The 13,907-nt window shown below is 39.6% G+C and carries 13 protein-coding genes; 8 read left to right on the top strand and 5 right to left on the bottom strand.

What is annotated here, in order from left to right; all coding sequences use genetic code 11:
- Window positions 1–8: 8 nt before the first annotated feature.
- The 7 genes from ytfJ (at window position 9) to I2E21_RS09185 (ending at window position 7,006) form a co-directional block, all read left to right on the top strand.
- Window positions 9–425: a GerW family sporulation protein gene (ytfJ, locus tag I2E21_RS09215; RefSeq protein ID WP_022234950.1), complete on the top strand. Its 417-nt coding sequence runs from the start codon at window positions 9–11 to the stop codon at window positions 423–425.
- Window positions 426–469: 44 nt separating this feature from the next.
- Entirely contained in the window at window positions 470–1,615 is a 1,146-nt protein-coding gene (locus I2E21_RS09210) for a D-alanyl-D-alanine carboxypeptidase family protein (RefSeq protein WP_195411138.1), read from the top strand.
- The gene (locus tag I2E21_RS09205) at window positions 1,602–2,354 is read left to right on the top strand and encodes a pseudouridine synthase (RefSeq protein ID WP_022234948.1); all 753 of its coding nucleotides are present in this window, start codon (window positions 1,602–1,604) and stop codon (window positions 2,352–2,354) included. Before I2E21_RS09210 ends, I2E21_RS09205 begins: the two co-directional genes overlap by 14 nt.
- Window positions 2,355–2,597: 243 nt before the next feature.
- Complete coding sequence (locus I2E21_RS09200) at window positions 2,598–3,905, top strand: carboxyl transferase domain-containing protein (protein ID WP_195411137.1); 1,308 nt, start codon at window positions 2,598–2,600, stop codon at window positions 3,903–3,905.
- 35 nt (window positions 3,906–3,940) lie between these two features.
- Window positions 3,941–4,306 (top strand): DUF2118 domain-containing protein, encoded by a 366-nt coding sequence (locus tag I2E21_RS09195; RefSeq protein ID WP_022234946.1) that lies wholly within the window; start codon window positions 3,941–3,943, stop codon window positions 4,304–4,306.
- Window positions 4,307–4,330: 24 nt separating this feature from the next.
- Window positions 4,331–5,737 (top strand): oxaloacetate decarboxylase subunit alpha, encoded by a 1,407-nt coding sequence (locus I2E21_RS09190; protein ID WP_022234945.1) that lies wholly within the window; start codon window positions 4,331–4,333, stop codon window positions 5,735–5,737.
- A 183-nt stretch (window positions 5,738–5,920) separates the two neighbouring features.
- Window positions 5,921–7,006 (top strand): dockerin type I repeat-containing protein, encoded by a 1,086-nt coding sequence (locus tag I2E21_RS09185; RefSeq protein ID WP_195411136.1) that lies wholly within the window; start codon window positions 5,921–5,923, stop codon window positions 7,004–7,006.
- A gap of 159 nt (window positions 7,007–7,165) precedes the next feature.
- Here I2E21_RS09185 and I2E21_RS09180 read toward each other — a convergent pair whose 3' ends face one another.
- From I2E21_RS09180 to I2E21_RS09170, 3 genes are all read right to left on the bottom strand, one after another.
- On the bottom strand, window positions 7,166–7,825 hold the full coding sequence (locus I2E21_RS09180; RefSeq protein WP_195411135.1) for a phosphoribosyltransferase family protein: 660 nt from the start codon (window positions 7,823–7,825) through the stop codon (window positions 7,166–7,168).
- Window positions 7,809–10,022: an ATP-dependent RecD-like DNA helicase gene (locus I2E21_RS09175; protein WP_195411134.1), complete on the bottom strand. Its 2,214-nt coding sequence runs from the start codon at window positions 10,020–10,022 to the stop codon at window positions 7,809–7,811. The genes I2E21_RS09180 and I2E21_RS09175 overlap by 17 nt, the downstream gene beginning before the upstream one ends.
- 96 nt (window positions 10,023–10,118) lie before the next feature.
- The gene (locus tag I2E21_RS09170) at window positions 10,119–10,454 is read right to left on the bottom strand and encodes a hypothetical protein (RefSeq protein ID WP_022234448.1); all 336 of its coding nucleotides are present in this window, start codon (window positions 10,452–10,454) and stop codon (window positions 10,119–10,121) included.
- Between the two features lie 135 nt (window positions 10,455–10,589).
- On the opposite strand from I2E21_RS09170, the gene I2E21_RS09165 reads away from it, so the two are divergent.
- Window positions 10,590–10,778, top strand: coding sequence for a DUF1540 domain-containing protein (locus I2E21_RS09165; RefSeq protein WP_243240616.1), 189 nt, complete (start codon window positions 10,590–10,592; stop codon window positions 10,776–10,778).
- Window positions 10,779–10,828: 50 nt separating this feature from the next.
- Here the strand turns inward: I2E21_RS09165 and I2E21_RS09160 are convergent, their stop codons facing one another.
- Together I2E21_RS09160 and I2E21_RS09155 are read right to left on the bottom strand one after the other, a co-directional pair.
- A complete protein-coding gene (locus tag I2E21_RS09160; RefSeq protein WP_195411133.1) occupies window positions 10,829–12,943 on the bottom strand; it encodes a transglutaminase domain-containing protein in 2,115 nt (704 codons plus the stop codon).
- Window positions 12,940–13,902: a DUF58 domain-containing protein gene (locus I2E21_RS09155; RefSeq protein WP_195411132.1), complete on the bottom strand. Its 963-nt coding sequence runs from the start codon at window positions 13,900–13,902 to the stop codon at window positions 12,940–12,942. The genes I2E21_RS09160 and I2E21_RS09155 overlap by 4 nt, the downstream gene beginning before the upstream one ends.
- Window positions 13,903–13,907 lie beyond the last annotated feature (5 nt).

The raw sequence follows: 13,907 nt of genomic DNA, 5'->3' as shown, positions 1-13,907 counted from the left end.
GAATTGCTATGGAACATCCTATTGGAAATCTTATGGACACTACTATGAACAAAATTAAGGAAATGGTAGATGTAAATACTATTGTCGGCGAGCCGATTACCGCTCCCGACGGTACGCTCATTATTCCTGTTTCAAAGGTAACCTACGGTTTTGCGGCAGGCGGCTCGGATCTTCCTACCAAAAAAGAAAATAAAGATTGCTTTGGCGGCGGCAGCGGCGCAGGCGTTACAATTCAGCCTGTTGCATTTTTAACTGTTTATCAGGGAGAAGTAAGACTTGTTTCCGTTGACAACAACGGCAGTACCGCAGAGGGCATTGTGGGTATGATCCCGGATGTTCTTCAAAAAGTAAAGGGAATGTTCAGCAAGAAGAAAGATGCCGATGATTTCTCGGAAATAACACAGGACGATATAGATATGGTGTAATTTATGGCAAAGCCTTCGCATAAAATTAGTTCGGAGGCGAGCTTATGAAAAAAATACTTTCCGTTATAGTTGTAGTTGTGGTGACATTAACGCAAACCGCACAGATTACGGCATTTGCGCAGGAAACCGACAAGCCGGCAGTAAATGCACAGGCTTGCGTGCTTTATTGTGTTGATGACGGAAAAGTGTATTTTTCTGTAAATGAAAATAAAAAAATGAAACCTGCAAGTACCACAAAGCTGATGACTTCACTCATTACGCTTGAGTATGCCGATTCTGCCGACAAGGTTGTTGCTTTTACCAAGGATATGACAGCCGAGGGCAGTTCGATGTACCTTAAAGTGGGGGAAAAGGTTAAACTCAGTGATTTAGCGGCAGGAATGATGATGGCATCGGGAAATGACGCAGCAAATGCGGCGGCAATTTCTATTGCGGGCAGTGCAGAAAAATTTTCCGAGCTTATGAACAATCGGGCGGCTGTAATAGGAATGAAAAACACACATTTTGTTACACCGAGCGGACTTGATGACGAAAATCATTATTCTACGGCTTACGATATGGCTTTGCTTATGAGCTATGCGCTTGAAAACGAAAGTTTTGCAAAACTGACTTCGCAAAAAAGCGTTACGGTAGAATTCAGCGAACCGCAGTCAAAGAGAACAACCTATACAAACCATAACCGCCTGCTCTCTATGTATGAGTATTGTACGGGCGGAAAAACAGGCTACACAATGGCGGCAGGCAGATGTTTGGTTTCTTCCGCCAAAAAGGACGGACTTACATTTGTTTGCGTTACACTCAATGACAGAAACGATTGGAATGACCACATAGCTCTTTATAATTACGGCTTTTCCAAACTTGCCTGTGTTGAGTGCGATGATTCCGATTATTACCTTGAAATTCCGTGTGCGGGCGGTGATGACGAGAGCATCGGTGTTACGGGTACAAAGGGCAAAAATGTTGTAGTGCCTCTTGACAAGAAAAGCAATGTTGTACGAACCGCATATGCCGATAATTTCTTGTATGCACCTGTGAAAGACGGAGATATTGTAGGCAGAATAGAATACACGCTTGACGGCAAAACGCTTGCAAGTACAAATTTAACCGCTGTTGAATACAGCAATACGCAGAATAAAAACAAAAGTATTTGGACTAAGATAAAGGATTTTTTTACATATGGCAAAGAATGAACCAATAAGACTTCAAAAGTTATTATCACAATGCGGTATCGCATCAAGAAGAAAAGCAGAGCAGATGATTATTGACGGTCATGTAAAAGTGAACGGCAAAACCGCTCAACTCGGCGACAAGGTAAGACCGACAGATAAGGTATTTGTAAACGGTAAGCGTGTGCTTACCAACGCAAAGCCGTCTTACCGCTATATTATGCTCAATAAACCGAGAGGATTTATTACTACAATGAGCGATGACAGAGGCAGAAAATGCGTTGCTCAACTTGTGGAAAATGTGGGCACAAGAGTTTACCCTATTGGCAGACTTGACAAAGATTCGGAGGGAATGCTCATTCTCACAAATGACGGTGAGCTGGCAAACAAAATTATGCACCCGAAGAACAGCGTTTATAAAATTTACAGAGTAACAGTCCGTCCGTCTATTGACGAAGATCAGCTTGTTAAGCTTGAAACCGGTATTGAGCTTGACGGAGTAAAGACGGCCCCTGCAATGGTGCATGTACTTCATCAGGAACCGGGCAGAGTTGTACTCGAAATGATACTTCATGAGGGCAAGAACCGTGAAATCCGCCGTATGTGCGAGGCTGTGGGCCTTGAGGTTGCAAGACTTAAAAGAATACAAATCGGCGGCGTAAAAATGGGTATGCTGAAACAGGGCGATTGGCGTGACCTTACCGAAATTGAGGTAAAAAAACTGCTTTCAAACCCGTTTGTAAACGGAAAACAGCTTATTTAATCCAAAGCCTTAAAAACTTAACTTTTGGGACAAAAAATCAAATAAAATCACAAGTTAAAATGCACAGTAAATCAGAATGTTTGTGCAAAATCATTGTTGTAAATATTCAAATTTTAAAAATAGCTTTGCTTTTTCCTTGTAGTTTGATAAATATTAGGATATAATGATATATGTGGTAAATTAGTATGCCGACTTATGCTATTTGTCGGCATATTCAATACATTGTATTGGAGGATGTTTAAGATGAGTATTGAAAAAATCAATCAGGCAAAGGCTGAAATCGCATCTACTTCTGCTTATAAAACAATAACAGAATTTTTTGATGCAGACAGCTTTACTGAAATTGATGCTTTTGCAAAGTCCGGCGAAGGTTTTGCAGAGGTTGTTGCAGGCTTTGGTACAGTTGAGGGTATGCCTGTTTACGCTTTCGCACAGAACAGCGACATTTGCGGCGGTGCTATGAGTAAGGCACAGGCTGCAAAGCTTAAAAAGATTTATGATCTTGCACTTAAAACAGGCGCTCCTGTTGTAGGTTTTTACGACAGTGTCGGCGGCAGACTTATGCAGGGCAATGAGCTTCTTGCAGGCTGCGGTCAGGTTCTTAACAGCGCTGCTGCGGTTTCGGGTGCGGTTCCGCAGATTTCGGTAGTTCTCGGAACTTGCCTTGGTACAAACGCTCTTAACGCAGCAAGTGCGGATTTTGTTATTATGAGTGAAAAGGCACAGCTTTCTCTTGATGTTACAGGCGAGAATGCAAGTGCCGAATACAACGCAGAGCATGGTGTTGCATCTGTTGTTGCAAAGGATTCTGCTGAGGCTGTAGCTAAGGCTAAAGAGCTTGTTCTTTATCTTCCGTCTAACAATCTCAATACTGCTCCGGAGTCATTTGAGGAAGAGCCTGCAGACTGCGATTGCATCGTAGGTTCAACTGTTGACGGCGGCAGTGTTTATAAACTTTTTGACAACTACGGCAAAGACGCTAAAGTCAGACTTGCCCGTCTTGGCGGTTCGGTAGTTGGTATTGTAAAGACAAACGGCGGTGTGCTTTCATGTTCCGCAACAACAAAGATTGCAAAATTTGTTCGTTTCTGCGATGCTTTCTCACTTCCGATACTTACATTTGTTGACTGTAAGGGCTTTGAATCAATTAAGTCAGCCGCAAAGGCAGCTTCGGCTTATGCAGAGGCTACTACAGTTAAGATTTCCGTAGTTTACGGTCAGGCTGTCGGTTCAGGTTACATTGCACTTGCAGGTACAGGCGCAAACGCAGATATGGTTTACGCACTTCCGCAGGCTGTTATTTCTCCTGTAAATGTTGAGGCTGCGGCATTTATTCTTGCAGCTGACGCTATGAATGTTCCTGTTGCAGAGCAGAAGGCAGTTGCCGAAAAGTTTGCGGCAGAAAATCTCTCTGCTTTCAACGCAGCACAGAACGGCTATGTTGACGGTATTGTTGAACAGCAGGATTTAAGAAAAGCTCTTATTTCCGCTCTTGATATGCTTGCAGGCAAGAGAGTTCCTACAGTTGCTAAGAAACATTCAACAATCTGATAAATATGTTTGTTTAAATAAAGGGGATATTTAAAATGAAAAATTTAAGAATTACAGTAAACGGTACAGCATACGATGTTCAGGTTGAAGAGCTCGGCGGTTCTTCAGCTCCTGTTGCAGCAGCTCCTGCTCCGGCAGCAGCACCCGCACCTGCAGCAAAGCCGGCAGCTCCTGCAGGCGCAGCAGGTTCAGTAGTAGTATCAGCTCCTATGCCGGGTACAGTTGTTAATGTTGTTGTTTCAGCCGGTCAGTCAGTTAAAGCCGGTGACGACCTCGTATTTATTGAGGCTATGAAGATGGAAACTCCTGTAAAGGCTCCTCAGGACGGTGTAGTTGCAACTGTTGATGTTGCTAAGGGTGAGTCTGTAGATTCAGGTAAAACACTTGTTACTCTTAACTAATAACTGACGAAAGGGATGTCCGAAATGGCAAAGAAAATTAGAGTTACCGAAACTGCCCTGCGTGACGCACATCAGTCACTTATTGCTACAAGAATGACAACAGAGGAAATGCTCCCGATTCTTGATAAGCTTGACAAAATCGGTTATTATTCACTTGAGTGCTGGGGCGGTGCAACATATGACGCTTGTCTTCGTTTCTTAAATGAAGACCCATGGGCAAGACTTCGTACAATTCGTGAGCATTGTCCGAATACAAAGCTGCAGATGCTTTTCAGAGGTCAGAATATGCTCGGTTACCGTCACTATGCCGATGACTGCGTAGAGTACCTCGTTCAGCGTTCGGTTGCTAACGGTATTGATATTATCAGAATTTTTGACGCTCTTAACGATATTAAGAACCTCAAGACAGCTATCAATGCTGCAAAGAGAGAAAACGGCAAGGCTGAAGCACAGGTAGCTATCAGCTACACAACAGGTCCTGTATTCACAGATGAATACTATGTAGAGTATGCAAAGAGAATTGCCGATGCCGGCGCAGATTCTATCTGCATTAAGGATATGGCTGCTTTGCTTACACCAACAGCTACAGAGAGCCTTGTAAAGGCTATTAAGTCTGCTGTTGATCTTCCTATTCAGCTCCACACACACTACACATCAGGTCTTGCATCAATGTGTCTTTTAAAGGGTGTTGAGGCAGGCGCTGACGGTATTGATACCGCTATCAGCCCACTTGCACTCGGTACTTCACATGCTCCTACAGAGTCAATGGTTGCCGCTTTTGCAGGCACACCGTATGATACAGGTCTTGACATTAAGCAGCTTGCTGAAATTCGTGCTTACTTTATGACTCTTCGTGAGAAATACTTTAAGAACGGTCTTCTTGATCAGAAGATGCTTGCTACAGATGCTAAGGCTCTTATCTATCAGGTTCCGGGCGGTATGCTTTCTAACCTTCTTTCACAGCTTAAGCAGGCAGGCAAAGAAGACAAGCTTACAGAGGTACTTGAGGAAGTTCCGAGAGTTCGTAAAGATGCAGGTTACCCACCGCTCGTTACTCCTACATCACAGATTGTTGGTACACAGGCTGTATTCAATGTAATTACAGGTGAGAGATACAAGATGTGTACAAACGAGTTTAAGGGTCTTGTTGCAGGCGAGTACGGCACAACACCAATGCCGATTGATCCTGCATTCCAGAAGAAGATTTGCGGCGATAAGAAGATTATTACTTGCCGTCCTGCAGATTTACTTGAGCCGGAGCTTGATAAGCTCAGAGGTGAGATTTCACAGTGGATTGAGCAGGAAGAGGATGTTCTTTCATACGCTCAGTTCCCGAAGGTTGCGCTCGACTTCTTTGAGAAGAGAAGAAATGCCGAAGTTGGCATTAACGGCGATAAGCTCGACAAGAAAAATATGGTTCATCCTGTTTGATAATTTAATCAAATTAGTTACTCCCTTCGTATTTACGGAGGGAGTTTTTGTATATGATTTTGTTTAGTCTAAATAACTAACAATTTAATCGAAAGATTGTACAATAATACACTTGCTTGATATTTAATGATATAGTACAATAATCGTAAGAAATATGACTTATGTTTTAAAGGAGGCTATATTATGAAAAAACTTATAAGCGGTATTATGGCAATAGCAATTTTGGCAAGTGCTGTTCTTTGCGGCACAACAACAGCATTTGCGGCTGATACGGGAAACTCAGCCGTTGGTGATGTAGAGATGTGGAATCACGATTTTAAAAATAATTTAACAGGAGAACTTATGTGGGCGATTGATGATATTGCGGATACAGATACGGTTGCGGTTAAAATTAATTTAACTTCATATTGTGAAGATATATATACATTTGCAGATAAAAACGATCGCTTAGATGAGATTATTGTAAATGAAGACGGCGGAAAGACTTATAGTGATGAATTATTGCGTGATTATGAGGAATATAAAAATATTATAAGAAGTCAGAAGCCCGATGATAAAAAGAAAATTATTGATGAAAAATATTCAGTATCAGAAATAAAATATTTTTCCGCAAGTGAATGTTTGTTCTGCATTTCAACAAAAGAACAGATATTAAACCTTGGTGATGCCGATATAAAGGTATCTATTGATCTTGCAGATAAAGACTACTACAGTGTTGATAACAAAATTACATGGGATGAATTTTTTAAGATTGAAAAACTGACAAGAGAATATATTGAACAAACTTTAGCTTACCCTTGCCCTGAAAGCGATTATGATATTTTTTATTTGAAATTATCTGCAATAAGCGAAGAAGTTAAATTCGATTATATTTTAGTTGAGGAACATTATTCATCAAACAATAATATTAAATCTTTAAAAACAGGAAATTTTGTATATCCTATTTATGAAGATTCACCTGTGGGCAATTACTTTTATGCTGATAATAAAGTACAAAATGCTGTTGAATTATACACTAACGGTGTTATTGATATTGATACTTTATATTATTTTAATGCCAGATATTACGGCGATCTTAATGCCGATAAGTCAACAAATGTAAATGATGTTACAAATTTGCAGATGTATCTTAACGGTTCTCTTTTTGTCGAAGAAGATTCAATATTTGATGAAAACAGATATAAAATTTATTGTGACTTAAACGACGACGGAAAAATTGATGTAAACGATGTTACTGTTCTTCAAAAGTATATTTCAATGACAGTATAATGTTCTTTAAAAATCAGGAATTATGAATACTTAGTCAGGCAATTATAAAAGATTGGCAAAACAATTTACTAAGCCATAATTTATTCACAACTATCTAAAAACAATAAAACTAAAGGTTGAAAGAATTGGTAATACTCCAATTTTTTCAACCTTTTTAAGTTATACAATAGCCGCACAAAGCGCTGCACAGCATATGTTTTTGCAGCCTGCTTTTTTAAGAACCTTACAACATTCTCCGAGTGTGTTGCCCGTAGTAATAATATCGTCAATTATAAGAATATTCTTGTCAGCCACTGCTTGACTGTCAATTACACGGTACACACCTTGAACATTGCTTTCTCGTTCTTTTCCTTTAAGCGTATGTTGAGCTTTATTTTTCTTATGCTTTTCAACAAGTTCTGCATACGGAATGTTAAAAATTTCCGCACATTCTTTTGCAAGAAGTTCCGATTGATTATATCCCCGTTCACGCATATTTTTATAATACATCGGTACGGCGGTAATAATATCAAAAGTTCTTATATCATACTTGGCAAGTATCTCGTCAACAAGCGGAACTGCAAGTTGTCGGGCATATGACGGATTTTCATAAAATTTAAAGTTTTTTACACCGCTTGCAAATATACCGTCATATTTAAACGGCGCTATTGTTTTGTATCCTCCGACAGCGTAAGTTTCATAGCCTTTTTGCGGAAATTTACTCTTACATTCTTTACAGGCGTAGTCATTCCTGTCAATAACTTTTTCGCAGTACGGGCACTTTACGGTGAAAATTATGTCCTGCAAAAACAGCATTGCTCTTTTAATATAACTGTTCATCACGCAGTAAAAATTCCTTTAATCCGCTGTATCTTTTTGTACGGCGGTTATTTTGTACCATATATTCTACCGTTTTTGGATTTCCGACAAGCACAAGCGTTTTCTTTGCTCGTGTAACGGCTGTATAAAGTAAATTTCTGTAATAAAGTTGAGGAGGCCCTTGAAACATAGGTATAATTACGCAGTCAAATTCGTTACCCTGACTTTTATGTACAGTGACCGCATATGCAAAGTCAAGATCGGTTGCGTATTCATAAGTGTATTTGGCTGTCTTGTCGTCAAAAATAACTATAAGCGTACGGCTTTTGCGGTCGATAGAATCAATAATTCCTATGTCACCGTTAAAAATTCCCGAACCCTGCTCTCCGTCATCTCTTATCCAGGTTATATCGTAGTTGTTTTTTATTTGCATTACCTTGTCGCCAATTCTGAATGCTTTTGATGCAATTTCAATTTCAGCTTTATCGGCTGATTTTGGATTAAGAGCCTTTTGAAGTCTGAAATTCATTTCGGCAGTGCCAAGTTCGCCTTTCTTTGACGGGCAAAGCACCTGAATATTGTCAAATGCAGAGTAACCGTAAGCCTTTGGTAATCTTTGTGCGCAAAGGTCAACGATTACTTGAGAAATTTCGGTTTTGTTATTCCTTAATAAAAAGAAAAAGTCTTTATCAGATGCATTGAGAACGGGCATTTCGCCGTTGACTATTTTATGTGCGTTTGTAACAATAAGACTTTTCTGTGCCTGACGGAAAATTTCGTTTAACCTTACAACCGGTACAATTCCGCAGTCGGTAAGGTCGCCGAGTATGTTGCCCGGCCCTACGGACGGCAACTGGTTAGAGTCGCCGACAAGTATAAGACGGCAACCGATAGGCAAGGCTTTCATAACGCTTTCAAAAATAAAGGTGTCAACCATAGAAACCTCATCAACTATGAGGGCGTCACATTTAAGCTGATTGCATTCGTTTTTATTAAAAATAGGTTTATCGTGCTTGTCCCAGCTTACTTCAAGCAGACGATGAATAGTTTTTGCCTCAACTCCCGTTAAAGCACTCATTCGTTGAGCCGCTCTTCCTGTCGGTGCGGCAAGCAAAACTTTTTTGCCGTTGTTTTGCAATATTTTAATAATAGCGTTTAATGTTGTGGTTTTACCTGTGCCCGGACCGCCTGTCAGCACAAGCATACCTTTTGTGAGTGCCTGTGTGATTGCCTCTTTTTGCAGTGCGGCATATTCTATTCCGTCATTTTTTTCGCATTTTTCAATTTCGGTGTCAATATTTTTAATTTGTTCAGCCGCAAATCCAAGCAGCATTTTCACTCTTGAGGCTATATAAAGTTCACAAAGATGGGTGTTAGGAGAAAAAATAAATTCTTTATCGTTTACATTGTCTTTGATAAGCGAGCGGTCGAAAATCATTTCCTGCATTGTTGAAGCAATAAGTGCTATGTCAACTTTCAGAAAATCTGCAGCTTTTTTGCAGAGAACCTCAAAAGGCAAACAGGTATGACCGTTTCCTTCGTTATGTATTAAAATATAAGCAATTCCGGCACGAAGTCGCTCTGTGCTCTGCTCGTCAAAATCACGCTTTTTTGCAATAAAGTCGGCAGTCTGAAAACTTATGCCGAACTCTCCGTTGCAAAGTATGTACGGGTTTTCTTTAATTTGTTCAATAGCGGAAGTTCCGAGTTCTGTGAAAATTTTGACGGCCGCAGCATTGCCTATTCCGTATTCGCCGAGGAATAATATAAGCGAGCGGATACCCGTGCTTTGCTTTAGCTGCAGAGAAAAATCTTCTGCCTTTGATTTTGAAATTCCCTTGAGCATTGCTACTCTTTCGGGTTCGTTTTCCATAACATCAAGAGTTTTTTCGCCAAATTCAGATACAAGCCTTTGTGCGGTTGTTGCGCCTATTCCACGGATTGCACCGGAAGAAAGGTAACGCAGAATCCCTGCTGTACCGCTCGGACGGCAAAGCTCACAGACCTGGGCAGAGAATTGCCTGCCGTAATTAGGATGTTCCTTATAATTGCCTGTGAGCTTTAAAAGGTCGCCCTGATGTACCCTTGGCATAATGCCGACAGCTGTTATATAGTCGTCATCGTCCGATATTTCAACAACGGTATAACCGTTTTCTTCATTTCTGTAAACTACGCTTTCAACATAGCCTTCAAGCTGTAAAAGTGTATTGTCATCCATAAAAACATACCTGTTTCCTTAAAAAATACAGCGGTATTTTGCCACAATTATAATTATTATAGCACTGTTTTTTTGCTTTAACAATACACCTTGCGATTATTCGTTTAAAAGATGTATAAGTTCAGTCTTTTTTATCATACGAATAAATCCGTATTCTTTGCACAAGGCTTTACAAATGTTTTCGGTTTCTTCGTCCATATCGCAGTCAAGGCAAAGTATGCAGTCTTTACCGCCACGACAAAACCATCTTAATCTTGACGCCGCACCTCGCAATATAAATTCGGCATTTTGATTTTCTCCTTCAAGCGGAGTAACAATAATGATTGAGCAATTATTTTTGTTTTTATAAAGGAAATATGTAATTTCCCTTACGCAGTATATTATTCCCATTACGGCAAAAATAATAAGTATAGCGGTTGAAATCGCTGTCACAAAAATCACCTCGCTATATTTTATTAATAATAACCGAATTGGTGAGGTATATTTACAGCTATTTTGCAGACAATAAGAGGGCGAACAGAACTGCAACGGCGCAGTGTTCGCTAATAATGTATGAGGTGATTTATAATGATGAACAACTCCTATGTAAACCGCAGCATTAAATGCACCGTAAATAACTGTTCTCACAACAACGAGGCAGAGCATTACTGCTCACTTGAATCAATCAAGATTGGTACACATGAGTCAAACCCAACAGTATGTCAGTGCACTGACTGCCAGAGCTTTGAGTTAAAACAGGATTGCGGTTGTAAGTAATCTTGCGGTAAAGCAAAAAGCTGTATCCTTTTGCGGGGTACAGCTTTTACTTATATACCGAGAATTATTATGCAATACAGCTTTTTAACAATCGGCATTTTACCGATTGTTTTATTCCTGAATGTTAATACATAATTAAGAACAATTTTATATTCTTTATCAGAAATATTGTGCGTGGAAAACTTTGCTTTGGTACAGATATTTTCAATTTTTTTAGGTATTCTGACTTTTGCATGAACGGAAAGTTTATTTAAATATCTGTAAATGCAGATTACTCTTGATTTATAATCTTTGTGAGTAAAACTGTATTTTCTGTAATACCGTATTAAAATAATTCTTAAGATTGCCAAAGCTATAATCAGTAAAATAATTATAACAATTATGGCAGGTGTTGAAATTTTTGCCTTTACTTCTGTTTTTACAGGCTTAGTATTTTGTGCCTGTGTAGTAGGCTGAACGGTAGGAGAGGTTGTCTGTGCCTGCGTTGTTGTTTGCACTGATTCGGTAGCTTGCGGCACTTCAAAATCAGATGATGTAGCGTCAAGAGGAATCCAACCGATACTACTGTCATAATACTCTACCCATGCGTGGGCATTGTCAGAGGTGACAATAGCTTTGCCGTCAACTACATTTGCGCAGTAGCCTGTTACATATCTTGCAGGAACACCCAGCGCTCTGAGCATTACAGCCGCCGCATTTGCAAAATGCATACAATAACCTGTTTCGGCATCGTTTAAAAACCATTCTGCAACATCTCTGCCATCGGGTACTTTTTGTGTATTGAGAGAATACGATGCGGAATGTGAAACAAAGTCCTTAACCGCCGCAACCGTTTGAGAAATATCACTCTTGGATAAATCTTTAATATTGTTGCGCTCGGCAATTTCAAGCATTGCCTGTTTGGTATCGTTTGGCAGAGATAAATAGCATTGTGCAAAATCATCGTATTTTGAGGTGCCACTTATTTCTATTCGTGAAAAGTCGTTAATATTTTCCTCGGAATACGGTATAACAAACATAGTGTAGTTTGTTGCCTTGTCGGTGTTTGCTATGAACACATCGCATACAGGCGAAAAATTGTTGTTGATATAATTAAGATAATAGGGTGTGTAAATAACATTTTCTTTGTTTACGGTGTCAATGGTTACGGTTTCTGCCTCTTCGAAATACTGCGTCATAATAGTCATAATAAAGGATTGATAATCCTGCGGATAGTTGTCTGCCTGCTCATCGGTAAGTACAGACCATTTGTTGTTTTCGTAATTTGCATATGCCATACTCTTAAGGTAAATTCTGCCGTCTGTACTTGATGTGACAGTCATAACCTTTTTCCCTGTTTGAGTAAGTGCGCCTGCATTTGAAAAATCTACTTCGGAGCTGACATTATTTCCTACTTCGGCAAGAGCGGATGAGATTTTGCCGCTGCCGTTGTAAGTTTTCATTCCCGTGAGAGTTTGTACTGTATTTAGCATATTGTCCTGCCACTTCGGTCTTTCATAATTGGCAACCGGATTTATTACAGCCAAAACAGTAATGAGTACAGCCAAAATAACGGCACAAACCGCAGTTATTACACCGCTGTGTGCATAGTTTAATTGTCTTGTCTGCGATGAAAAGTAAAGCGCAAACAGAACTGTAAATATTATAAGCAGCGGTACAAGGTCGGGCAAAGTGTTTACAAGTACAAAGCAGGGTACAAGTAACGCAATGCTCAAAAGTCCTGCAATTTTGATTGATTTAATTCGTGATATTAAGAAAGAAAACAATCCGTTCAGAATTAATGACAGCAAAACAAAGAATCCTGTAGCGTTGTTCGCTATATAACTTGCAAATTTGATGTTGCTGTAAACAGAAAGATAAACCGAATACAGTTCAAGCAGTTTGTTAATTGCGTAGTTTGCCTGTGCAAAAATACTCTCATTTGCAAAAACAAATACCAAAAATGCCACAAAAGCAATTACTGTCATACATAAAGCGTATTTCAAATTGCTTTTTACAAAGGCTGACAGCAGGCTGAAAACAATTGAAAATAATACAGCCGCCATAATCAGTACCGAAGATTCGAGTTTAACAGAAAATGCGCTTGCATAGCAGAGTATTGGGCAGACCGACAAAAGAACTACGCATATACCGTCTGCCAGAGTGGAAAGCAAATATTTTTTCATTTTGCCACCTCCTCGGAGTCGGCAAAAATACTGTGAATTTCTGCATTTGAAGTATCTGCGTTACCGAGATTTTGCCGTGTGTAAATTGCTTTGTATATGGAATAAATATTTGTTTGAGGGGTAAGGGGATATGCACCTGCATTTTTGGTAGTACACACCGTACACGGAATTTCATTTTTTATTGCGTTCTTGCAAACGCCTGCAAATTTCGCCAAAACTTTATTGTTGTTTTCGGGGTTGTCGCCAAGCATAAGCATAATTTTAAAATTCTTGTAAATCGGCAGGCTCGGTTCTCGAACCATTAAATCATCATTTTTGGCAGATAATTTCCAGTGAACATTACGCAGATTGTCGCCGTCACGGTATTCTCTGATTTCGTAATCATCAGAAAATCCGCCTCCGGCTTTCTTTTTGTATCCTATAATAGCTTGTTTGCCCGTCAGGACTTCTTCGTTGCAATTTGCGGTTTTAGGAATTACAAGTATTTCTGCCGCAGTATTAAACCTTACGGGAATAAAAAAGATTCCGAGCATATCGTAAATCTTAAGCCATCTTGTTTGTATTTCGAGTAATCCGCAATCTTTGCCGATTTTTGAAAGCGGAATATTTACGGGCTTATTTATCATTCCGCTGTATTTAAACGCTGTTTTTTTCGATTTGCCGCAAAAACTGTTCTTTGAGTAAACAAGAACTTTAATCAAAGGGCAGAAAAGACCGTTGCGGTTGTTTGCCGCAAGATTAATTACAACATCATCGCCTGCATAAATGACCTTGGAAGCATAAAGAGAAAAACCTTTGACGGCCGAATAAATCATAAAAGGCAGACTGCATAACAATGAAAGAACAGGCAGACAAAGTACAACAATCAGCAGAAAATTGGAAAACCAGGCATAATAAAAAACCGCAAACGAAAATGATATTGCAAGAACCGCAATATATATAAGTATGTTCTTTATCATTTTTC

This window comes from Ruminococcus sp. BSD2780120874_150323_B10, from assembly GCF_015553695.1.
Classification (GTDB): domain Bacteria; phylum Bacillota; class Clostridia; order Oscillospirales; family Acutalibacteraceae; genus Ruminococcoides; species Ruminococcoides intestinale_A.
Note: the sequence above shows the minus strand (reverse complement) of the source record. Positions and strands in the feature narration are given on the sequence as shown.

Bases quoted from the DNA above. Each gene is read 5' to 3' on its own strand.
- ytfJ (WP_022234950.1), top strand. From the start codon at position 9: ATGGAACATCCTATTGGAAATCTTATGGACACTACTATGAACAAAATT.
- I2E21_RS09210 (WP_195411138.1), top strand. From the start codon at position 470: ATGAAAAAAATACTTTCCGTTATAGTTGTAGTTGTGGTGACATTAACG.
- I2E21_RS09205 (WP_022234948.1), top strand. From the start codon at position 1,602: ATGGCAAAGAATGAACCAATAAGACTTCAAAAGTTATTATCACAATGC.
- I2E21_RS09200 (WP_195411137.1), top strand. From the start codon at position 2,598: ATGAGTATTGAAAAAATCAATCAGGCAAAGGCTGAAATCGCATCTACT.
- I2E21_RS09195 (WP_022234946.1), top strand. From the start codon at position 3,941: ATGAAAAATTTAAGAATTACAGTAAACGGTACAGCATACGATGTTCAG.
- I2E21_RS09190 (WP_022234945.1), top strand. From the start codon at position 4,331: ATGGCAAAGAAAATTAGAGTTACCGAAACTGCCCTGCGTGACGCACAT.
- I2E21_RS09185 (WP_195411136.1), top strand. From the start codon at position 5,921: ATGAAAAAACTTATAAGCGGTATTATGGCAATAGCAATTTTGGCAAGT.
- I2E21_RS09180 (WP_195411135.1), bottom strand. From the start codon at position 7,825: ATGAACAGTTATATTAAAAGAGCAATGCTGTTTTTGCAGGACATAATT.
- I2E21_RS09175 (WP_195411134.1), bottom strand. From the start codon at position 10,022: ATGGATGACAATACACTTTTACAGCTTGAAGGCTATGTTGAAAGCGTA.
- I2E21_RS09165 (WP_243240616.1), top strand. From the start codon at position 10,590: ATGATGAACAACTCCTATGTAAACCGCAGCATTAAATGCACCGTAAAT.
- I2E21_RS09160 (WP_195411133.1), bottom strand. From the start codon at position 12,943: ATGAAAAAATATTTGCTTTCCACTCTGGCAGACGGTATATGCGTAGTT.
- I2E21_RS09155 (WP_195411132.1), bottom strand. From the start codon at position 13,902: ATGATAAAGAACATACTTATATATATTGCGGTTCTTGCAATATCATTT.